The organism is Bradyrhizobium sp. LTSP885 (genome assembly GCF_000938305.1).
Classification (GTDB): domain Bacteria; phylum Pseudomonadota; class Alphaproteobacteria; order Rhizobiales; family Xanthobacteraceae; genus Bradyrhizobium.
This window is the reverse complement of record NZ_JYMT01000003.1, coordinates 103833-125279: the sequence shown is the minus strand read 5'-3', so window position 1 is coordinate 125279 and position 21447 is coordinate 103833. Positions and strand designations below refer to the sequence as shown.

General features: G+C 64.5%; 22 protein-coding genes. 11 read left to right on the top strand and 11 right to left on the bottom strand.

What is annotated here, in order from left to right:
- From UP09_RS01875 to UP09_RS01865, 3 genes are all read right to left on the bottom strand, one after another.
- Positions 1–282: a GIY-YIG nuclease family protein gene (locus tag UP09_RS01875; protein WP_044536310.1), complete on the bottom strand. Its 282-nt coding sequence runs from the start codon at positions 280–282 to the stop codon at positions 1–3.
- Between the two features lie 102 nt (positions 283–384).
- Positions 385–1155: a bifunctional 2-polyprenyl-6-hydroxyphenol methylase/3-demethylubiquinol 3-O-methyltransferase UbiG gene (gene ubiG / locus UP09_RS01870; protein WP_044536309.1), complete on the bottom strand. Its 771-nt coding sequence runs from the start codon at positions 1153–1155 to the stop codon at positions 385–387.
- A gap of 14 nt (positions 1156–1169) precedes the next feature.
- Positions 1170–1637 (bottom strand): PH domain-containing protein, encoded by a 468-nt coding sequence (locus UP09_RS01865; protein ID WP_044536308.1) that lies wholly within the window; start codon positions 1635–1637, stop codon positions 1170–1172.
- Between the two features lie 220 nt (positions 1638–1857).
- Here UP09_RS01865 and UP09_RS01860 point away from each other — a divergent pair, with 220 nt between their 5' ends.
- The 5 genes from UP09_RS01860 to UP09_RS01840 all read left to right on the top strand — a co-directional run bounded on the left by UP09_RS01860 (position 1858) and on the right by UP09_RS01840 (position 9115).
- Positions 1858–3114: an aspartate kinase gene (locus tag UP09_RS01860; RefSeq protein ID WP_044536307.1), complete on the top strand. Its 1257-nt coding sequence runs from the start codon at positions 1858–1860 to the stop codon at positions 3112–3114.
- A 469-nt stretch (positions 3115–3583) separates the two neighbouring features.
- Positions 3584–5851, top strand: coding sequence for a phosphoenolpyruvate--protein phosphotransferase (ptsP, locus tag UP09_RS01855; RefSeq protein ID WP_044536306.1), 2268 nt, complete (start codon positions 3584–3586; stop codon positions 5849–5851).
- A 54-nt stretch (positions 5852–5905) separates the two neighbouring features.
- Positions 5906–6985, top strand: coding sequence for a peptide chain release factor 1 (gene prfA, locus UP09_RS01850; protein ID WP_044536305.1), 1080 nt, complete (start codon positions 5906–5908; stop codon positions 6983–6985).
- Positions 6982–7851, top strand: a complete 870-nt coding sequence (gene prmC / locus UP09_RS01845; protein ID WP_044536304.1) for a peptide chain release factor N(5)-glutamine methyltransferase — start codon at positions 6982–6984, stop codon at positions 7849–7851. The genes prfA and prmC overlap by 4 nt, the downstream gene beginning before the upstream one ends.
- Before the next feature lie 454 nt (positions 7852–8305).
- Complete coding sequence (locus tag UP09_RS01840) at positions 8306–9115, top strand: DUF4167 domain-containing protein (RefSeq protein ID WP_044536303.1); 810 nt, start codon at positions 8306–8308, stop codon at positions 9113–9115.
- A 62-nt stretch (positions 9116–9177) separates the two neighbouring features.
- On the opposite strand, the gene UP09_RS01835 is transcribed toward UP09_RS01840, so the two are convergent.
- Positions 9178–9906: a methyltransferase domain-containing protein gene (locus UP09_RS01835; RefSeq protein WP_044536302.1), complete on the bottom strand. Its 729-nt coding sequence runs from the start codon at positions 9904–9906 to the stop codon at positions 9178–9180.
- Positions 9907–10035: 129 nt separating this feature from the next.
- On the opposite strand from UP09_RS01835, the gene gloB reads away from it, so the two are divergent.
- Both gloB and UP09_RS01825 read left to right on the top strand, forming a co-directional pair.
- The gene (gene gloB, locus UP09_RS01830) at positions 10036–10803 is read left to right on the top strand and encodes a hydroxyacylglutathione hydrolase (RefSeq protein ID WP_044536301.1); all 768 of its coding nucleotides are present in this window, start codon (positions 10036–10038) and stop codon (positions 10801–10803) included.
- Positions 10803–11234, top strand: a complete 432-nt coding sequence (locus UP09_RS01825) for a cupin domain-containing protein (RefSeq protein WP_044536300.1) — start codon at positions 10803–10805, stop codon at positions 11232–11234. Before gloB ends, UP09_RS01825 begins: the two co-directional genes overlap by 1 nt.
- Positions 11235–11267: 33 nt before the next feature.
- On the opposite strand, the gene yddG is transcribed toward UP09_RS01825, so the two are convergent.
- The 3 genes from yddG to UP09_RS01810 form a co-directional block, all read right to left on the bottom strand.
- Positions 11268–12134, bottom strand: a complete 867-nt coding sequence (yddG, locus tag UP09_RS01820) for an aromatic amino acid exporter YddG (RefSeq protein WP_044536299.1) — start codon at positions 12132–12134, stop codon at positions 11268–11270.
- A 166-nt stretch (positions 12135–12300) separates the two neighbouring features.
- Positions 12301–13026 carry an acetoacetyl-CoA reductase gene (gene phbB / locus UP09_RS01815; protein ID WP_044536298.1) on the bottom strand — a complete coding sequence of 242 codons (726 nt, stop codon included), beginning with the start codon at positions 13024–13026 and terminating at the stop codon, positions 12301–12303.
- A 180-nt stretch (positions 13027–13206) separates the two neighbouring features.
- Complete coding sequence (locus UP09_RS01810) at positions 13207–14385, bottom strand: acetyl-CoA C-acetyltransferase (RefSeq protein WP_044536403.1); 1179 nt, start codon at positions 14383–14385, stop codon at positions 13207–13209.
- 315 nt (positions 14386–14700) lie between these two features.
- Here UP09_RS01810 and phaR point away from each other — a divergent pair, with 315 nt between their 5' ends.
- Positions 14701–15291 carry a polyhydroxyalkanoate synthesis repressor PhaR gene (gene phaR / locus UP09_RS01805; protein WP_044536297.1) on the top strand — a complete coding sequence of 197 codons (591 nt, stop codon included), beginning with the start codon at positions 14701–14703 and terminating at the stop codon, positions 15289–15291.
- A 171-nt stretch (positions 15292–15462) separates the two neighbouring features.
- Here the strand turns inward: phaR and UP09_RS01800 are convergent, their stop codons facing one another.
- On the bottom strand, positions 15463–17154 hold the full coding sequence (locus tag UP09_RS01800; RefSeq protein WP_044536402.1) for a bifunctional diguanylate cyclase/phosphodiesterase: 1692 nt from the start codon (positions 17152–17154) through the stop codon (positions 15463–15465).
- A 240-nt stretch (positions 17155–17394) separates the two neighbouring features.
- Between UP09_RS01800 and UP09_RS01795 the strand changes: the two genes are divergently transcribed.
- Positions 17395–17679 carry a hypothetical protein gene (locus tag UP09_RS01795; RefSeq protein WP_044536296.1) on the top strand — a complete coding sequence of 95 codons (285 nt, stop codon included), beginning with the start codon at positions 17395–17397 and terminating at the stop codon, positions 17677–17679.
- Between the two features lie 114 nt (positions 17680–17793).
- On the opposite strand, the gene UP09_RS01790 is transcribed toward UP09_RS01795, so the two are convergent.
- The 3 genes from UP09_RS01790 to mtgA all read right to left on the bottom strand — a co-directional run bounded on the left by UP09_RS01790 (position 17794) and on the right by mtgA (position 19603).
- Positions 17794–18420, bottom strand: a complete 627-nt coding sequence (locus UP09_RS01790) for a hypothetical protein (protein WP_044536295.1) — start codon at positions 18418–18420, stop codon at positions 17794–17796.
- A gap of 170 nt (positions 18421–18590) precedes the next feature.
- Positions 18591–18776, bottom strand: coding sequence for a 50S ribosomal protein L32 (gene rpmF / locus UP09_RS01785; RefSeq protein WP_044536294.1), 186 nt, complete (start codon positions 18774–18776; stop codon positions 18591–18593).
- A 155-nt stretch (positions 18777–18931) separates the two neighbouring features.
- Positions 18932–19603, bottom strand: coding sequence for a monofunctional biosynthetic peptidoglycan transglycosylase (gene mtgA, locus UP09_RS01780; protein WP_044536401.1), 672 nt, complete (start codon positions 19601–19603; stop codon positions 18932–18934).
- Between the two features lie 184 nt (positions 19604–19787).
- On the opposite strand from mtgA, the gene UP09_RS01775 reads away from it, so the two are divergent.
- Together UP09_RS01775 and UP09_RS01770 are read left to right on the top strand one after the other, a co-directional pair.
- The gene (locus UP09_RS01775; protein WP_044536400.1) at positions 19788–20708 is read left to right on the top strand and encodes a polyprenyl synthetase family protein; all 921 of its coding nucleotides are present in this window, start codon (positions 19788–19790) and stop codon (positions 20706–20708) included.
- 18 nt (positions 20709–20726) lie between these two features.
- Positions 20727–21407: a DUF1345 domain-containing protein gene (locus UP09_RS01770; RefSeq protein ID WP_044536293.1), complete on the top strand. Its 681-nt coding sequence runs from the start codon at positions 20727–20729 to the stop codon at positions 21405–21407.
- The last annotated feature ends 40 nt before the right edge of the window (positions 21408–21447 follow it).

The following is a 21447-nucleotide window of genomic DNA, read 5'->3' as shown; positions in this document are numbered from 1 at the left end:
CTAGACAAGCAGATCGCTGAGATCACGCCACTCTGGATTATCGCGCTCGATCAATTCGATCTTCCAGTCACGCTTCCACTTCGTGAGCTGCTTCTCGCGCGCGATGGCTTCATCGGCGCGCTGATATGATTCTACATGCACGAGACGATAGACGCTGTAGGTTTTGACAAATGACGAACCTTTGCCGGCCTTGTGCTGCTCAAGCCTCTTCTGCACGGAATTCGTCACGCCGATATATAGCGTGCCATGGCGCCGGCTTGCGAGGATGTAGACGTAATACATGCTCGGAACGCGGACCTTGCCCAATCACATGGGCCGGTGGTTATGGGTCCCTGCTTTCGCAGGGACGACGCTGATTATGTGGCCAGGGCTGGCAAGCCAACGTTACACGTCCTCCGCCACCACCATGTAATTCACGTCCATGTCGGACGAGATGCTCCATTTGTCGGCGAGCGGATTGTAGACCACGCCGGCCTGCTCGGTGATGGTCAGGCTGACATCGGCGAGATAGCGCTCGAGCTCGGCGGGGGTGACGAACTTGCTCCACTCATGGGTGCCGCGGGGCAGCCAGCGCAGCACATATTCGGCGCCGACGATCGCCAGCGCAAAGCTTTTCCAGTTGCGGTTCAGCGTCGAGACCACCATCAGCCCGCCGGGCTTGAGCATCGCCGCGCAGCGCTTGAGGAAGGCGCCGACGTCGACGACGTGCTCGACCACCTCCATCGCCAGCACGATGTCGAAGCGCTCGCGCACGTCCATCTCTTCCAGCGTCGTGCAGCGGTAGTCGATCGACAGATGCCCCTTGTCGGCATGCAGTTTCGCTGCGGCGATGTTGCTGACGGAGGGATCGATTCCGATCACCTGGGCCCCTAACCGCGTGAACGGTTCGCACAACAGCCCGGCGCCGCAGCCGATGTCGAGTATGCGCAAACCCGACAGGCAGCTCAGGCTCTTGGCGTTGCGCTCGAACTTGCGGCAGGCGGCATCGCGGATATAGGTCAGCCGCAGCGGATTGATCTTGTGCAGCGGCGCCATCTTGCCGCGCGGATCCCACCACTCGTCCGACAGTTTCGAGAATTTCGCGATTTCGGCCGGATCGACCGAGCTGGCCGAGGAATTGGCGGAGGAATTGGAAAGACTTGTCTGCATGGCCATGGTTACGCGCACCCCTATCGCGCGGTGATCGAACTGCGGAACGCTAGCGGCGAGGCGATGGTGCGGATATTCTCGAAGCCCTCGCCGACGCCGCGGATGGTGACGTCGCCGTAGTTCAGGATGCGCCCTAAAATGCTCTGGTTGACGTCGACGCTCTCGACCTTGTCGAGACTCATCTCGAAGGTCCGCCGCTTGATGAATCCGGTTTTGTGCACGACGCGAAGATTGGTCACGTCGGTCTCGGTGGTCCAGCGGTGGAACCAGGCCGTGGCGGACCAGTACAGGGCTGCGATGGCCACCACCGCGGCAGAGGCAAGGCACGCCAGCGTGAGGCTGTCCACCGTCACTATGCGCGAGGCGATCAAAAGCGCCACCGCCACGATCCAGGCCACGATCGCCGGCCAATAGAACACCCAGTGCGCATTGGTCGAATACAGCACCTTTTCGCCAGGCTGCAGGATATCGTCGATATAACGCCCCATACCATCCGCCTCGAGTTACCGCCGCGCCACAGCCCGCCCATAACTGGCCGGAAGACCCCCGAAAGCCCCACAAGAGACCCCCAGGAGACCTATAAGAGACCTGCAGGAACCGGCTTGCCCCCGGGCGCGGCGCTATGTATACGCGCGTTTCGGTGCCTGCGCTTGCGGTTTTCGGCGCGGGTTACCCTACTTATCCTCTTAAGGGAACAGACGCGTCGTCATGGGCCGCCTCGTGATGAAATTCGGCGGTACGTCCGTCGCCAATATCGATCGCATCCGCAACGTCGCGCAGCATGTGAAGCGCGAGGTCGACGCCGGCCATGAGGTCGCCGTCGTGGTGTCGGCGATGTCCGGCAAGACCAACGAGCTGGTGGCCTGGTGCACCGACGCCTCGCCGATGCATGATGCGCGCGAATATGACGCGATCGTCGCCTCCGGCGAACAGGTCACCTCCGGGCTGCTCGCGATTGTGCTGCAGGGCATCGGCATCCAGGCGCGCTCCTGGCAGGGCTGGCAGATCCCGATCAAGACCTCCGACGCCCACGCCTCGGCGCGCATCCTCGACATCGACGGCACCGAGATCATCGGCCGATTCAAGGACCGCAAGGAAGTCGCCGTGATCGCCGGCTTCCAGGGCATCAACCCGCAGACCGGCCGCATCACCACGCTCGGCCGCGGCGGCTCCGACACCTCGGCGGTCGCGATCGCAGCCGCGCTGCATGCCGACCGCTGCGACATCTATACCGACGTCGACGGCGTCTACACCACCGACCCGCGGGTGGTGCCGAAGGCGCGCCGGCTCGACCGGATCGCGTTCGAAGACATGCTGGAACTGGCCTCGCAGGGCGCCAAGGTGCTGCAGGTCCGTTCGGTGGAACTCGGCATGGTGCACAACATGCCGATCTTCGTTCGCTCCAGCTTCGACAAGCCCGAGGATATCGACCCGCACGCCAACCAGCCGCCGGGCACGCTGATCTGCAGCGAGGAGGAAATCATGGAAAGCCACGTCGTCACCGGCATCGCCTTCTCCAAGGACGAAGCCCAGATCTCCGTGCGCCAGATCGAAGACAAGCCGGGCGTCGCCGCCTCGATCTTTGGGCCGCTCGCGGATGCCAATATCAATGTCGACATGATCGTGCAGAACGTGTCGGAGGACGGCAAGACCACCGACCTCACCTTCACCGTTCCGGCCACCGACTACAACCGCGCCAAGGATACCATTACCTCCTCCAAGGCGAAGATCGGCTATCAGCGGCTCGACACCGCGACCGATGTCGCCAAGGTCTCGGTGATCGGCAGCGGCATGCGCAGCCATGCCGGCGTCGCGGCCAAGGCCTTCAAGGCACTGTCGGAGCGCAATATCAATATCCGCGCCATCACCACCTCCGAGATCAAGTTCTCGGTGCTGATCGACGCCGCCTACACCGAACTCGCGGTGCGGACGCTGCACACGCTGTACGGGCTCGATCAGGCGTAGGTATCTCTCCCTCGTCATTCCCCGGTGCGCAATTGCGCACCTGAGGGCTCGCGAAGCGAGAACCCGGAATCCGTTCCACCGACTGACTTGTGGTCCGATGGATTCCGGGCTCGCGCCAAAAGGCGCGCCCCGGAATGACGAGGAGAAGGCCCCGGCCCCTCACACTCGGAACAAGCGGTCTCCAGCAACCGCAGCCCAGAGTTAGAATTTCTCTTAGCGGTCGCAGCATTGCGCTGACGCAGACGTTATTTGCTACTGGCAGGCGTTTTGCTTGGCAAAGCAAGTCTCGATTGGCTATACGGCCAGTCAGGTGGGCTGCCGCAAACTGTGCCACAGTTTTGGCGATCCTGATTCGGCGGAGAACGGCGCTTGCGGCAACGCCGAATCACTAAAATTGTCGGGTTTGACGCGTTTTGCGCCAGCGGCCGGTTCCTCGGTACGCCGGCCTTGCGGGGGAGGATTTAGGCACATGCGGAGCGCGTCGGGAGGCCCCCGCGTCCTGTTGAGACGGCTCCGCGAAACCATGGCGGAGCAAGTCTCCGCCCAGGAACGCCTCGACAAGATCGTGGTGCTGATCGCGGCCAACATGGTGGCCGAGGTCTGCTCGACTTATGTGCTGCGGGTCGACACCACGCTCGAATTATATGCCACCGAGGGCCTGAACCGCGACGCCGTGCACCGCACCGTGCTGAGCGCGCATGAAGGCCTTGTCGGCCTCGTCGCCAGCGAGGCGACGCCGCTGAACCTGTCCGACGCGCAGAGCCATCCGGCGTTCTCGTACCGCCCGGAGACCGGCGAAGAAATCTACCACTCGTTCCTCGGCGTGCCGATCCTGCGCGCCGGCAACACGCTCGGCGTGCTGGTGGTGCAGAATCGCGCCAAGCGCACCTATGTCGAGGAAGAGGTCGAGGCGCTGCAGACCACCGCCATGGTGCTGGCGGAGATGATCGCCTCGGGCGAGCTCGCCGCGCTGGCGCAGCCCGGCGCGGAGCCGGCGGCACGGCACTCGCTGCACAAAACCGGCGCAGTCCTCTCCGACGGCATCGCGCTCGGCCATGTCGTGCTGCACGAGCCGCGCGTCGTCATCACCAATTACATCGCCGAGGACCTGCCGAAGGAGATCAAGCGGCTCGACACCGCGCTGGCGAACCTCCGCGCCGATCTCGACCGCATGCTGGAGCGCGGCGACGTCGCCGAAGGCGGCGAGCACCGTGAGGTGCTGGAAGCCTACCGCATGTTCGCCAACGACCAGGGCTGGTCGCACAAGCTGCACGAGGCGGTCGCCACCGGCCTCACCGCGGAGGCCGCCGTCGAACGCGTGCAGTCCGACACCCGCGCGCGCATGCTGCGCTCGACCGATCCATATCTGCGCGACCGCCTGCACGATCTCGAGGATCTCGGCCATCGCCTGATGCGGCAGCTGGTCGGCCAGAATCACGCGCCGTCGCGCGAGCAGTTGCCCGACAATGCCATCCTGATCGCCCGCGCGATGGGTCCCGCGGCGCTGCTCGACTACGACCGCACGCGGCTGCGCGGCCTCGTGCTCGAGGAAGGCACCGCGAATTCCCACGTCTCGATCGTCGCGCGTGCGCTCGGCATCCCCGCGGTCGGCGAGATACCGAATGCGCCTGGTATCGCGGATCCCGGCGATGCCATCATCGTCGACGGCACCTCGGGCGAGATTTATATCCGCCCCTCGGCCGAGATCGAATCGGCCTATGCCGAGCGCGTCCGTTTCCGGGCGCGGCGGCAGGCGCAATATTCGGAGCTGCGCGACAAGCCCTGCGTGACCAAGGACGGCCAGCCGATCGAGCTTCTGATCAATGCCGGCCTGACCATCGACCTGCCGCATATCGACGACACCGGCAGCGCCGGCATCGGCCTGTTCCGCACCGAATTGCAGTTCATGGTGAGCCCTAGCCTGCCGCGCAGTAGCGACCAGCTTCAGCTCTACCGCACCGTGCTCGACGCGGCCGGCGCAAAGCCCGTCACCTTCCGCACGCTTGATATCGGCGGCGACAAGGCGCTGCCCTATATGGAGACCGTGGTCGAGGAAAATCCCGCGCTCGGCTGGCGCGCGATCCGCCTCGGCCTCGACCGTCCCGGCCTGCTGCGCGGCCAGATCCGCGCGCTGCTGCGCGCCGGCGGCGGCCGCGCGCTGAAGATCATGTTCCCGATGATCTCCGAGGTCGCCGAATTCGACCAGGCCAAGGCGATCGTCGAGCGCGAGCTGACCTATCTGCGCCAGCATGGCCACGCGCTGCCCGAGCGCATCGACGTCGGCACCATGGTGGAAGTGCCGGCGCTGCTGTACCAGCTCGACGAGCTCCTCAAGAAGGTCGACTTCGTCTCGGTCGGCTCCAACGATCTGTTCCAGTTCCTGTTCGCGGTCGACCGCGGTAACGCCAAGGTCTCTGAACGGTTCGACATCATGTCGGCCCCGATCATGCGCGCGCTGCGCGACATCGTGCGCAAGGCGCAGGCCGCGAAGAAGAGCGCGTCGCTGTGCGGCGAGATGGCGTCGAAGCCGATCGGCGCGCTGGCGCTGATCGCGCTCGGCTATCGCTCGCTGTCGCTGTCGGCCACCGCGCACGGCCCGGTCAAGGCGATGATCCTCGACCTCGACGCCAAAAAAGCCGCGACGATGATCGAGCCGCTGCTCGATGCGCCGTCCGGCAGCGTGTCGATTCGCGAGCAACTGACGAAATTTGCAGAAGCCGAAGGTCTGGCCTTGTAGCGACGCTCTCGTCGCCTCAGCCACCTTGCGTCCTCTGCAACTCGAGAACCTGCCATGCTACCCGAAGCCAAACTCGACATCCTGCTCGCCCACCATGCCTCGCTGGAGGCCGAGCTGCTCGGCCAGGTGAACTCCGAGCGCTACGTTGCGATCACGCGCGAGCTTGCCGAGCTCAATCCGCTGATCGATGCGGTGAAGGCTTATCGCGCTGCGCGCAGCGAGCTTGCCGACACCGAGGCGCTACTGACGGATCCGGCCGTCGATCCCGAAATGCGCAGCATGGCGGAAGCCGAGCTCGAAACCCTGCAGGCGCGTATCGACGAGCTCGGACAGAAGATCCGCGTCGCGCTGTTGCCCAAGGACGCCATGGACGACCGCAACGTGGTGCTGGAAATCCGCGCCGGCACTGGCGGCGACGAGGCCTCGCTGTTCGCCGGCGACCTGTTCCGGATGTATGAGCGCTTCGCGGCCTTGCAGGGCTGGAAGGTCGAGGTGATCTCGGCCAGCGAAGGTAGCGTCGGCGGCTACAAGGAAATCATCGCCGAGGTGCAGGGCCGCGGCGCCTTCGCCAAGCTGAAATTCGAATCCGGCGTGCACCGCGTGCAGCGCGTGCCCGACACCGAGACGCAGGGCCGCATCCACACCTCGGCGGCAACGGTCGCGGTGCTGCCGGAGGTCGAGGACGTCGACGTCGACATCAAGAGCGATGATTTGCGGATCGAGACCATGCGGGCGCAGGGCGCCGGCGGCCAGCACGTCAACAAGACCGAATCGGCGATCCGCATCACCCACATCCCGACCGGCATCGTCGTGATGATGCAGGACAGCCGCTCGCAGCACAAGAATCGGGCGTCGGCGATGAACATCCTGCGCTCGCGCATCTATGACGCCGAGCAGCAACGCATCGACGCCGTGCGTTCGGCCGACCGCAAGGAGAAGGTCGGCTCCGGCGACCGCAGCGAGCGGATCCGCACCTATAACTTCCCGCAAGGCCGCGTCACCGACCACCGCATCAATCTGACGCTTTACAAATTGCCGCAGGTGATCGCGGGCGAGGCGATCGGCGAACTGATCGACGCGCTCACCACCGAGCACCAGGCCGCGCAGCTTGCGGCGCAAGGTGCGGCGGCGTGAGCCAAACGGTCGAAGCCATCAGGCGCGCGCTCGCCGTGCGTCTCAAGGCCGCCGGCAACGACTCCGCCGAACTCGATGCGCGGCTTCTGGTCGGCACCGCCCTCGGCCTTGACCTGACAGGCATGATCATTTCGGCGAATCGCACCCTGACCGCAGCCGAATCGGACCACCTGGAAGCCCTGGCGCAACGCCGTCTCGCCGGCGAGCCGGTGGCGCGCATTCTCGGCGTCAGTGAGTTTTGGGGGCTGCCGCTGAAACTCTCCGCCGCGACGCTGGTGCCGCGGCCCGATACCGAGACGGTGGTCGAGCGCGCGCTGGAGCTATTGCGCGCCGACCGCGCGATCGATCGTCCGCTGCGGTTGGCCGATCTCGGCACCGGCTCTGGCGCGATCCTGCTGGCGCTGCTGTCCGAACTGCCCAACGCACGGGGCTTCGGCACCGACATTTCGACGGACGCCCTTGCGATGGCACGCGAGAACGCCGCGCGGCTCGGGCTCGCCGATCGTGCGACGTTCATCGCTTGCGATTACGCCGCTGGCCTGTCCGGCTCCCTGGACCTGATCGTCTCGAATCCACCCTATATCCGCTCCGCCGACATCGCCGGTCTCGCCACCGAGGTGCGCGTCCATGACCCACGCGCGGCGCTCGACGGCGGCGCCGACGGACTCGATGCTTACCGGGCGCTGATCGCGCAATCCGCGGGCCTGCTGGCCCCCAACGGCGTCCTCGTCGTGGAGGCCGGCCAGGGCCAGAGCGGGGACATTGACGCCTTGATGACGGCAGCCGGGTTAACCACAACCGGGCTGCCAAAAGCCGACCTGGCGGGCATCCCGCGGGCGGTTTCCGCCCGACGGTTGCCCCGATAAAGTCCTATTGGAACGCAAAAAAACCTCTTGGAATATCCCCCGGGAACGACTACGTTCCGGCCACAACATCGGTGCTGGCCCCGTAGCGAACGGGTGGTGTCCAGGGTTCTCGAGCGAGAGCCCGCCGATCAAAAGGTTCCAAACCGCAGGTCACATTGAGCGCAATAGCCGGAGCTGTGCTGCTCTCGACCGCCAAGCGAACGAAAGCCTGTAATTGCGCTTGAAGACTTATGCGAGAGAACTGGGCCTGTCTCGACGGGCGGAATGATTTGGTCGCCGGCGAGACCCGCTGGCGGTTGGGGAACGCGTCATTGTTGAACGCGACTTTGCTGAACGAGATGGTCGGCGACATTGAAGCCAATTTGGACGGTACGACGATTCCGCACGCATAACTGCGCGCCGAAGCGAACGAGGCTATGAACTGATAACTTCAGGGCTGGAATAAAGGCGACATATGAGAAACGGTCAGAACAACAAGCGCATGCGCAACCGCAATAACAATAACAATAACAACAGCAGTAACAATAATAATAACAATAATAATAACCGGCGCGGCCAGAATCCCCTGACACGGGTGTACGAATCGAACGGACCCGATATCAAGATCCGCGGCACTGCCTCGCACGTTGCCGAAAAATACGTTCAGCTCGCTCGCGATGCGCGCTCCTCCGGCGATCCGGTCGCCGCCGAGAACTACTACCAGCACGCCGAACATTATTACCGGATCATTGCCACCGCTCAGGAGCAATTCCGACAGAATCAGCAACCGCCGCGTCCCGACGGCGAGGTGACACAGTCCGACGACGGCGATGACGATAGCGACGGCTATTCGAACTTCGGCCAGGAGCCGGGCTTCGTGCCGCAGCAGCCGCAGCCCTACGTGCGCGAAAACGGCCAGCAGCTCTACCAGCGCGACCAACAGCCGCCGCGCGAGCACCAGCCGCGTGATCACCAACCGCGTGAGCAGCAGCCGCGCGAGCACCGCGAACGCGAGCATCGTCCGCAGCCGCAGTATCAGGCGCCGCAGCCGCCGAATCAGCCGCAGCCGGTGCTGGCCGATGCCGGCGGTGTCGATCGCCTGCCGTCCTTCATCACCGGCGGCGCGCAGCCCCCGGTCAGTGGCGCCTTTGAAGGCACTGGCGGCGCTGAACGCAGCGAGCGTGGTGAGCGCTTCCCGCGCCGTCGCCGCCGTCCAAACGGCCCGCGTCCAGAACTGGCCACGCAGCCTGCGCCGAGCGAGGACTTCAATCCCGGCAACGAATAAGGCTTCGGATCAATCCTGAAGAAAAGGGCGGGCGCCGCAGGCGACCCGCTCTTTTGATTCTGTTATCCGCGTCGCGACGACGGCACCAGCACCGGCTGCAGCGACGGGATCAGCGGCGTGCGCTCGCGATGCGCCGGGATCGCGCGGTAGACCTGCTTGCTCGCTTCGACGATATGCACGCCGGCGAACGGCAGCGACAGCGCCGCACCGACCCGCTCCCACGCCATCGCCGAACGCAGGAACCAGCCGCCGGCGACCGGTGGCACGAACAGCGCCTCGCTCCACGAGGTCGGCGTGAACCAGGTCTGCCGCAGCAATTGCGTGATCTGCCCGCGCGAATAGGGCCGGCCGTGACCGAACGGCGTGGCATCGGTGCGCGTCCACACGCCACGCCTGTTCGGGATCACCGCGATCAGCCGCCCCGACGGCGCCAGCACGCGCCAGACCTCGCGCAACAGCCGCTCCGGATCGTCGGACATTTCCAGCGCATGCACCAGCAGCACGCGGTCGACCGCGGCATCCTGCAGCGGCATCGAGAATTCATCGATCAGGGTCGCCAGCGCCGGTCGGCCGGTCGGCCATTTCAGCACCCCCTGGGCCGCCGGCATGAAGGCGATGCAGCGCTCGCAGGACTCGCGGAACAGGCCGAGATAGGGCGTCGGATAGCCGAGCCCAAGCACCCGCAGGCCCTCCGCATTGGGCCATCGCGCACGGATGCCACGGTTGATCAGCTGCCGGGCCACGATGCCGAGGCGCTGCGAATAGAAGTCCCGGAGGTCGATGACGTCCATAAATCCCAATCTAACATGCCGCTCACGGCCACGGCGCGCGGAAAATTGCGTTGCCGCATGAGCGTTAACGCCATATTTCACACCTATATTGGGCGCGTTAACGCCCGTCCTTTTGTTCGTGGAGATAACATGGCCGCCGAAATTCGCACCTTCACCTGCCTGACCGACAATTTCGGTTACCTGATCCACGATCCCGCGACCAAGGCGACGGCATCGATCGACGCACCCGAGGCAGGCCCGATCATCAAGGCGCTGGAGCGCGAGGGTTGGACGCTGACCGATATCCTGATCACGCATCACCATGGTGACCATGTCGGCGGCGTCGCCGAGCTGAAGCAGAAATACGGCTGCCGCGTCGTCGCACCGCACGACAAATCGGCCAAGATCGCCAATGTCGACCTGCGCGCCGCCAATGCCGACGTGATCAAGGTCGGCAGTCTTTTGGCGCGGGTGGTGGAGACGCCCGGCCACACCCTCGATCACATCTCCTACGTGTTCGATGGCGAGAAGGCGGTGTTTGCCGCCGACACACTGTTCTCGATCGGATGCGGCCGGGTGTTCGAAGGCAATTATCCCATGATGTGGGATTCGCTGTTGAAGCTGCGCGCGCTGCCGGACGACTTCCGACTCTATTGCGGCCACGAGTACACCGCCTCCAACGTCAAGTTCGCGCTGTCAGTCGAAGCAGACAATCCGGCATTGCAGGCGCGCGCGGAGGAAGTGACAAAACTGCGTGCCGAGAACAAGCCGACGATCCCCGTGCTGCTCGGTGATGAGAAGAAGGCCAACGTGTTCCTGCGCGCCGACGAACCCTCCGTCGCGGCCAAGCTGCACATGAAGGGCGCCGACCCGGCCGCGGTGTTCGGCGAACTGCGCGAGCGCAAGAACAAGTCCTGATGTCTCAGCCCTCCGCTGCCGAGATCATCGCGCGGCTCGAACTGAAGCCGCATCCCGAAGGCGGGCACTATCGCGAGACGTTTCGCGACAAAAGCTGCGACGCCAACGGGCGGGCGCGCTCGACCGCGATCTATTTCCTGCTGGCATGCGGCGAGCGTTCGCACTGGCACCGTATCGATGCAGTCGAGGTCTGGCATTTCTATGCCGGCGCGCCGCTCACGCTCAGGATTGCGGATGACGACGGGCAGTGGAAATTCATACTCGGCGCCGACATCGCTGCGGGCGAGTTGCCGCAGGCGGTCGTGCCCGCGGATACATGGCAATCCGCCGAGAGCACCGGCGACTGGACGCTGGTCGGCTGCACGGTGGCGCCGGGATTCGAGTTCGCGAATTTCGAGCTGGCACCGAAGGGCTGGGAGCCCTCTTCGTAGGATGGGTGGAGCGAAGCGATACCTATCCTACATTCATTTTCGCAACACCATGTCTTTTGCCGCGATCAGGCCGCCGCCGGCGATCAGGATCGCGGCAATCGCGATGTTGGCGCTGGGTTTGGCGAAGCCTGCGAGAATCAGGAACGCGGTCGACAGCAGCGGCGTGGCATAGGACGCGGCACCGAGCACGCGGATGTCGCCGCGCTTCATGCCGATGTCCCAGGCGAAGAACGCGGCACCGACCGGACCGATGCCGAGCGCGATCACCGCAAGCCATTGCAGCGGCGTCGCCGGCCAGACCGTGCTCTCCACCAGCATGTGTACGAGCGCGGCGAGCACCGCAGTCGCCAGACAGAAGCCCGCCACCGCATCGGTTGGTACCGCCTTGAGCCGGCGTGACATCACCGAGTAGGCCGCCCAGATAAAGGCGGCGACGAAGGCCGCGGCGAACCCTGGGATCTGGCCCTGCGTGAAGCTGCCGGTGTTACCGGCGAGCAGCAACACCGTTCCGACAAGGCCGAGCACGGCGCCGATGATGTGATGCGCGGCGAGCCGCTCGCCCGGCAGCAGCGAGGAGAACAGCACGATCAACAGCGGCCAAAGATAGTTCAGTAGCCCGGCTTCCGCCGGCGGCGCATAGCGCAGCGAGAGGAAATACAGCGCGTGATAGCCGAACAGCCCGCCGACTCCGACGGCCCAGGCGATGGGCGGCTGCTTCAACGCGGCAAAAGCGGACGGACGAAACAGGAAGCTCGCAAACGCAACCGCGGCGGCGATCGCGAATGTCATGGCGGCAAGCTGAAACGCCGGGATCTTGCCGGTCGCAACCGTCATGACAGACAGCAGCGACCACATCAGGATAGCGGTCAGTCCAACGAGGGTGGCGGTGCGAGAGGTCATTTGAAATTATTCCGTCATGGCCGGGCGCAGCCGTCCGAAGGACGGCGTCGCTTCCGCTCGCCTATGTCCCGGCCATCCACGTCTTCTCGCGCCCGAGTTATAAGACGTGGATGCCCGGCACAAGGCCGGGCATGACGATCTCTCAAATAACCGAGTTCAGATCACGTCACGCGTGATACTGGCCGCCATTGATGGTCAGCGTCGAGCCGGTGATGAAGCCGGCATCGTCGGCCGCGAGGAAGACCACCGCGCGCGCGATCTCCTCGGGCTCGCCGAGGCGGTTGACCGGAATCTGCGGGATCACGTTTTTCTCGAGCACGTCCTTCGGCACCGCCTGCACCATTTCGGTGTTGATGTAGCCCGGGCAGATCACGTTCACGGTGATGCCGGCCTTGGCGTTCTCGAGCGCGAGCGCCTTGGTGAAGCCGATATCGCCGGCCTTCGCCGCGGAATAGTTGACCTGGCCGAACTGGCCCTTCTGGCCGTTGATCGAGGAGATCGAGACGACGCGGCCGAACTTGCGGGCGCGCATGCCCTCGATCACCTGGCGCGTCATGTTGAACAGCGAGCCGAGATTGGTGTTGATCACCGAAGTCCACTGCTCGAGCGTCATCTTGTGGAAGGCGCCATCCTTGGTAATGCCGGCATTGTTGACGAGCACGTCGACCGGGCCGAGATCGGCCTCGACCTGCTTGACGCCGGCCGCACAGGCGTCGAACGAGGAGACATCCCATTTGTAGACGGGAATGCCGGTCTCCGCCTTGAACTTCTCCGCCGCGGTGTCATTGCCGGCGTAGCTCGCCGCCACCTTGTAGCCCGCCGCTTTCAGCGCCTTGCTGATCGCCGCCCCGATGCCCCGCGTTCCGCCCGTCACCAATGCAACACGTGCCATGTCCGTCTCCTCCTTGGCCGTCTTTTATGACCGGAATAGCTCCGGTCTTTGCACTCACTGCAGTCACTCGCACTTGCAAAACAAAAATGCCCGGCGCGAAGCCGGGCATCTTATTTATCAGCTCGCGCCGCGGTTGACAGATGATCTTTTCATCACCTAACCCGCCTCGCTGCCTTTTGTTCAGTCGCGTGCAACGCACATAGCGATGCCCATGCCGCCGCCGATGCACAGCGTGGCAAGGCCCTTCTTGGCGTCGCGCTTCTGCATCTCGTGCAGCAGCGTCACCAGCACGCGCGCACCGGATGCGCCGACCGGATGGCCGATCGCGATCGCGCCGCCGTTGACGTTGACTTTTGCCGGATCCCAGCCGAGGTCCTTGTTGACCGCGCAGGCCTGTGCTGCGAACGCCTCATTGGCCTCGATCAGATCGAGGTCGGCGATGTTCCAGCCGGCCTTCTTCAGCGCGGTGCGGGACGCCGGGATCGGCCCGGTGCCCATGATCTTGGGATCGACGCCGGCCTGGCCCCACGAGACGATGCGCGCGAGCACCTTCTTGCCCTGCCTGGCGGCTTCCTTGGCGGTCATCAGCACCACGGCGGCGGCGCCGTCATTGATGCCCGAGGCGTTGCCGGCGGTCACGGTGCCGTCCTTCTCGAACGCCGCGCGGAGCTTGCCCATCGCCTCGACGGTGGCGCCATGGCGGGGATATTCGTCGGTATCGACCACGATGTCGCCCTTGCGCGACTTGAGGGTGACCGGGACGATCTCGTCCTTGAACCGGCCGGCCTTCTGCGCGGCCTCCGCCTTGTTCTGCGAAGCGACGGCGAACTCATCCTGCTGCGACCGGGTGATCTGGTACTGCTTCGCAACGTTCTCGGCGGTGTTGCCCATGTGGTAGCCGTTGAAGGCATCCCACAGGCCGTCCCTGATCATGGTGTCGATCAGTTCGAGGCCGCCCATCTTGACGCCGCCGCGCAGATATTGCGCGTGCGGGGCCATGCTCATCGATTCCTGGCCGCCGGCGACGACGACAGAGGAATCGCCGTTGAGCAGCGCCTGATAGCCGAGTGCGACCGTGCGCAGGCCCGAGCCGCAGAGCTGGTTGACGCCCCAGGCCGGGCTCTCCACCGGGATGCCGGCGTTGATCGACGCCTGGCGGGCCGGGTTCTGGCCCTGCGCCGCGGTGAGAATCTGGCCCATGATGACTTCGGAGACTTGACCCGGCTCGACGCCCGCGCGCTCCAGCGCCGCCTTGATGACGATCGCGCCAAGATCATGCGCCGGGGTGGTGGCGAACGCGCCGTTGAAGCTGCCGACCGGGGTGCGGGCGGCGCTGACGATGACGACATCGTCTGACATGGACATCTCCTGTTGGTTGTAAGCTTGAGTTTCTCGACGGCGGGCGGCCGGTTGGCGGGCCTGTCTCTTGGTTGCGTATCCTGTAAACCTCATTGAGGCATGTCAATCGAACTGTGCTGCAAATCGCGACGCGACGCACTCAAAATGACGCTATTGGCAGTTTCCTGAGCAATACCTATGCTTTGGAATTAACCGTGGCGCACAAAACGGTAGCCGAGCCGCTTTGAAAATGCTTACCTTTGTTGCGATGCGTTGCATTTAGCCCTGCGGCGATGCCGTCGGGTTCCAGGTCCTTCGGTGTTGAAGTGAGAGCCCATGGCAAAATCTGACCAACCGACCACGATCAAGAAATACGCGAACCGGCGGCTCTATAATACCGGTACGAGCACGTACGTGACGCTCGAGGATCTCGCGGCGATGGTGAAGGAAGGCGAGGATTTCCTCGTTTACGACGCCAAGACCGGCGACGACATCACCCGATCGGTGCTGGCGCAGATCATCTTCGAACAGGAAAACAAGGCGGGGCAGAATCTGCTGCCGACCACGTTCCTGAGGCAGCTGATCCGCTTCTATGGCGACAGCATGCAGATGGTGGTGCCGAAGTTTCTCGAACAATCGATCGCGACGCTGACCAGTGAGCAGGAGAAGTTTCGCAAGCAGATCGCGGGCGCACTGAGCGGAACGCCGTTTGCGCCGCTGGAAGAACAGGTTCGCCGCAACATGGAGCTGTTCCAGCAGACCTTCTCGATGTTCAAGCCGTTCGTGCCGCAGCGCGTCGGCACCGAGCTGGAGAAGGTGGCGGAGCCCGCAGCGGAGGACGACAAGATCGACGATCTGCGCCGCCAGATGAAGGACATGCAGGAACGCCTCGAACGCATGTCGCAGCCGGTCAAGAAGGACGAGTAGGCTCGTCGCGCTGCTCACCCCATCGTCGTCCCGGCGAAGGCCGGGACCCATAACCACCGATGATCGTTGTTTGAACGAGGCGTCTGCCAGATCGCCTCATTGAAAAGCCGCGGCGTATGGGTCCCGGCCTTCCGCCGGGACGACACCGTTAGTTTGGCTGGCGAATGTGAATCACCCCGCCGCCGGCAGCACCTTCTCGGCCGACGGGCTCCACGGCCGGTCCGGCGATGCGAGGCCGATCAGGCGGCCCTGGATGAAATCGCAGCCCCATTCGCGCAACATCGCAGCCGCCTCTTCGTCCTGCACCCATTCGGCGACCGTCTTGATCTGCAAGCGCCGCGCGAGATCGATCAGCGTCTGCACAAAGGCGCGGTCGTCCGCCGAGCGCGCGATGTTCTGCACGAAGGCGCCGTCGATCTTCACGATGTCGACGCCGAGCTTGCGCAGATTGCGGAACGAGGTGTAGCCGGCGCCAAAATCGTCGATTGCGATCCGGCTGCCGAAATTCTTCAGCCGCGTGACAAAGCCGCGGACGTCGTCGATGTCCTGGATCGCGACCGTCTCCGTGATCTCGACGATCAGCCGCTCGCCGACGCCGGGATGGGCGCGCATCAGCGATTCGATCGTGGTCCACCAGTCCGGATCCATCGTGGTATCCGGCGAGATGTTGAGGCTGAGCTGCACCTCCGGCGCGGCCGCAAGCTCGGCGACGGCGAGCTCGAGCACGCGGTGATCAACCATCCGGATCAGGCCGAGTCGCTCGGCAACCGGCACGATATCGGGCGCAAGCAATGCCTGGCCGTCGTCCTGCTCCATGCGGACCAGGCATTCGTAGAATGCTGGCTGCCGCGAGCGCGCGTCGACGACGGGCTCGAACCCGACCACGATCCGCCGCTCGTTCAGCGCGGTGACGATCTCGTCGGTGACGCGGATGTTGACGCGGCGCTGGGCGTCGCGCTCGACATTCGGCCTCCACAGCGCGAACGATCCGGCACGGCGGCTCTTGGCGGCGTCCAGCGTCTCCTGAGCGCGGTTGATCGCCTCCTCCGCGGATCTGGCGTAGCGCGGGATGGTGACGGTGCCGATCGAGGCCGTCACCGATACCGGACCGGATCGGGTCGGCACTACGTCATCGCGCACCGCGGCCAGGAAACGCTCGGCCGCGACATTGGTGTCGTCGACGGTGCAGTTGCGCAGGATCAGGCCGAACTTGTTGCCGGAGAAGCGGCCGAGCATGTCGCCGCTGCGCAACCGCGCGCGGATCCGCTTCGCGACCTCGGCGATCACGGCGTCGGCGACATCGAAGCCGAACGCATCGTTGACCCGCGCCAGATGATCGATGCCGATCAGCATGAAGGCGCAGGACGAGCGGAAGCGCGCGCATTCCTCGATCGTCTCGGCGAGCGAGGCGATCAGATGGGTGCGGTTGAGTTCGTTGGTGAGCGGATCGTGCCGCGACAATTTCAGCAATTGCTCGTCGCGGGCATGACGCTCGTTGTTGACGCGGATGATGCCCTGCACCCGGGCCGGCTTGCCGTCGACGCCGGCAAACCAGCAGCCGGTCTCCTCGATCCAGAGCAGCGGGGCCGAGCTCGCGGCACGAGCGCCGTATTCGATGCGGTAGGGAACGGCCTCGCCGCTCCGCGCCGGCGCACCCTGCCCGAGCGCCTCCGATCGCACCGCGCGCGACGGCTCGATCAGCTTGGCAAACTCGGCGCCGCTCGCGAGCGACCCGGCCGGAATGTCGGGAAACACCGCCGCGGCATTGTCGCTCCAGGCGATCGCATCGGTCGCGAGATCCCAGGCAAACGTCGCCTGCCCAAGCGAGGCGAGGATGCTGGCAGCTGGCGGGACAGAGGGCATCAAGCTTGCCTCGATTTGGGACACCATCATCGGGTGATTCTACGCCCAGAGATAGTGGTTCCGGCGAATCGAACGCTAGGTGAAGTTGATAAATAATTTGGAAACCACATTTGACGAAGCCTCCGGAACAGACCGGGCACGGTCGGCACAATCTTTGCGGTTGGCACGTTACTAAGAGACGCCACGTTACTAAGAGAGGCATCGTCTCAACACGTGACGGTTCAGCCGGGTCTGACCACAATGCCGGATATCGATCAATCAGAAGACCGGGACGGTGAAGTCGACGGAGATCGCGGTGCCACCAGCACGGCTTTGGTGCCGCTGGCCACGACGACCCAGTGGGCACCCAAGATCCCGCTGCCCCATCCCGATCCGTCCTTCGTCACACAACTGATCGCAACCGCCGCGCATGAAGCGCAGACCCGCGAGTTGCGGCGCGGATCGCCGGCCGACGCACAGCATGCGTACGAACCGGAAGCCCGCGAACGCCGCAGCGTCACACGGCGGACAAAGCAAATTATCTAGAGCCTTTTCCGTTCCGATGGAATCGGAACGGGGCTCTAGATTCTTGTGTTGACGCGTTTTCTTCACGCGAACCGGTATCCACTTCGCTCGAAAACGCTCTAGCGACGGTTGTTTCTACCGCGGCGCGTCGGGGGATAGCTGGTCGCCTGGCTGAAGCTCCGGCGAAGTGACCGCGGGCTGCACTGGCTTCGGCCCATCCTTATCCAGCAACACCGATTCAGCCACCGAAGCTGCGGCCGGAGCTGGCGTTGGCGAAGGCGCAGCAACGGGCGCTGGTGAAGCTGCGGGCGCGGGCGCGACGTGCACTGGCGCCGGCGCGGGCTCGAACTTCTCTGCGCGCTGCTGCGGCGCCGGCGCCGCCGCCACCGCAACGGCGCGGCGGCGCGTGCGCAGCGCAATTCCGGAGATGAAATCGACCAGCGCAAGCAGCGTCAGCAGGCAATAGATCGAGTTGCCGAATTTCGGCCAGAGCAGGAATTCGGCCGCCGCCGCGCCGAACACGATCAGCGACAGCAGATGGTCGGTGAGATATTTCGCGCCCGGCCGCGCGCCCTTGATCACCTCGAGCATCAACAGCAGCATGCCAGCGGCAAGCAGCATATCGCCCAGCGTGACCGGCCATACCTCGCCCGACATCAATGTCAGCTTGATCAGCGGGTCCGTGAAGGACACGCCGGGCATCAGGAAGGCGATGATGTTGTAGACCGCGAGCGGAACCAGCAGCAGCGGAAAACCGACCATCGGGCAGAGCCTTAATCAGGGTGGCCTTAATCAGAGAGACCTTAATCAGGGAGAACCGAGCAAGGCGGCGATGCACCGGCTTCGCCGCTGATACGCGCGTCTTGATCGCACGCGTTGGCCGAATTCAGCTGCGACGCCGCAACATTGCGGCGCGCAGGCCGACCGTTCGATCAGGACTCTTTCTTGGCCTTCAGGACCTGGCGGCCCTTGTACATGCCGGTCTTCAGGTCGAGATGGTGCGGGCGGCGCAGTTCGCCGGAGTCCTTGTCCTCGACATAGGTCGGGGTCTTCAGCGCATCGGCCGAACGGCGCATGCCACGGCGCGACGGCGAGGTTTTTCTTCTGGGAACGGCCATAACAGGTCCTCTAGGGGTGTTGCGGAGGCATCGTCCGAAAGGCGGACGGGCACAGCGCTGAGAGCGCAGGGTGCGATGCCGGTAAGGCCGCGCTTATAGAGGAAGGGACCACGTAAATCTAGGGTGGGATTGAGCAAAAAGCGCCAGAAATCGGCTCAAGATCCTCGATTTTCGCGCCAGCAGCGCTCGACCGCATTGGCCCGGGCCATATAGGTCCCGGACAGCCGGCGGACCCCCGGGCCGGGGCTGTGGGCGCTCCGTTTGACCGGATTCGGCAGGATCGCCGCCAACAGCGCCGCCTCGCGCGGTGACAGCGCGGCAGCGGAACGACCGAAGGCAAATTGGGCCCCCGCTTCGGCGCCGAATTGCCCGGAGGGGCCCATTTCGGCGATGTTGAGGTAGATTTCCAGGATCCGCTGCTTGGGCAGCACGAAATCGATCCAGAGTGCCAGCGGCAGTTCCAGGCCTTTGCGGATCACGCTGCGGCCCGGCCACAGGAACAGGTTCTTGGCGACCTGCTGGGTGATGGTCGAGCCGCCGCGCGCCACCTCGCCATCCTCGGCGTCATCCATCACCTCGCGCAGCGCCCCCCAATCGACGCCGCGATGGCTGCAGAATTTGGCGTCCTCCGAGCCGACCACGGAACGGGGCAGATATGGCGAAATCGCGCCGAAATCGACCCAATGCCGCGTCACCGGGGCACCGGTCAGGGTCCGCCACGCCATCAAGGCCGAGACCGGGTGGCCGGCGCGGTAGAGCGGCGTCACCAAATAAGGCAGCAACAGCGGGGCCAGCAAAAGCAGCAATGAAATTCGGACGATGCGCAAAACGGCGGTTTCCGGCTCGGACGCGGTCCGCGTCAGCCCCAAAATGGCCGGCGCCGCTTGACGTCTGTATGATAATTCACGGTTTTTCCAGCACTTTTAAGGCGCGATCCGTCGCAGGGTGGAATTGACGAAGCCGGTGCCATCAACGATTGTCCGGCCGAAAATCGATCTGGAGCAATTCTTAATGACGACCGGTACTGCAGAGTTTTCCAAGCGGCTGGACCAGACCGCGGAGGATACCGAAGCCCTGCTTGCGAAATTGCTGTCCGATGCGACCGTAACAGATGAGATCGTGCGCCCGAAGCGGCTGATCGAGGCGATGCGCTATTCCAGCCTCGGCGGCGGCAAGCGGCTGCGGCCGTTTCTGGTGGTCGAGAGTGCGGCGGTGTTCGGCGTGCCGCGCGAGGCCGCGCTGATGGCGGGGGCGGCGCTCGAATGCATCCACTGCTATTCGCTGATCCACGACGATCTGCCGGCGATGGACAATTCCGACCTGCGCCGCGGCCGCCCGACCCTGCACAAGGCCTATGACGACGCCACCGCGATCCTCGCCGGTGACGCGCTGCTGACGATCGCCTTCGATATCATCACCCGCGACGAGATCCACAACGACGCCAATGTCCGCTTGCTCTTGACCCGCGCGCTGGCGCGTGCCTCCGGCATCGGCGGCATGGCCGGCGGCCAAATCCTCGACCTCGCCGGCGAAGGCCGCTTCGGCGACCGCGAGCCGGTCGACGTCGCCCGCCTGCAGCAGATGAAGACCGGCGCGCTGTTACGCTTCGGCTGCATCGCCGGCGCGATCCTCGGCCAGTCCTCACTGAGCGAATATCAGGCGCTCGACGATTACGGCAAAGCGCTCGGCGAGGCCTTCCAGATCGCCGACGATTTGCTCGACGTCGAGGGCGACGCGGCGGCACTCGGCAAGCCGGCCGGGGCGGATGCGGCGCTCGGCAAGACCACCTTCGTCACCCAGCTCGGCATCGAGGGCGCCAAGCAGCGCGTGCGCGACCTGCTGGCGCGCGCCGATGCCGCGCTGTCGGTGTTCGGCGCGCGGGGCGATGTGCTGCGCGCAGCCGCGCGCTTCGTCGCCGAGCGCAAGAACTAGCGCGGACAGCGGCAGCCAATGGACAAGGATTTCGCCGACCACCTTGTTCGTTTCAGGAAGCTGCCGATGCCGGTCCGCGTGGTCGTGGGCCGGCCGCGCATGTTCGGCTCGATCGCCTTCGGCATCGTGGTGGCGCTGCTGGTACCGGGCTCACCGCGGATGGTGACCCGTCTGCTCGCGGGCTGGGATGCCTTCGCCCTGCTCTATCTCGTGCTCGCCTATGTGATGATGCTGCGCTGTGGCGTCGCCCATATCAAACGCAGCGCGGTCGTGCAGGACGACGGTCGCTTTCTGATCCTGGTGCTGACAGCGCTTGGCGCGTTTGCGAGTTTGGCTGCGATCATATCCGAGCTCGGCGCTGCGAAGGACAATCCATTTGCCCTGGCGGTCGCGGTCGCGACCATCGCCCTGTCATGGGTTGTGGTTCACACCGCATTCTCGCTGCACTACGCCCATGAATTCTATCGTGGCAAGAAGCCCGGCGGCCTGCAGTTTCCGAGCGGCGACGAGCACACCGATGCCGATTACTGGGACTTCGTCTACTTCTCGTTCGTGATCGGCATGACCGCGCAGGTCTCCGATGTCGGCATCACCGACAAGATCATCCGCCGCACCGCGACCGTACACGGCATCATCTCGTTCGTGTTCAACACGGCGCTGCTGGCGTTGATGGTCAATATCGCGGCGAGCGCGATTTAACCTTCCGTCGCAGCCGCTTCAGTTGCAGACCTTTCAGTTG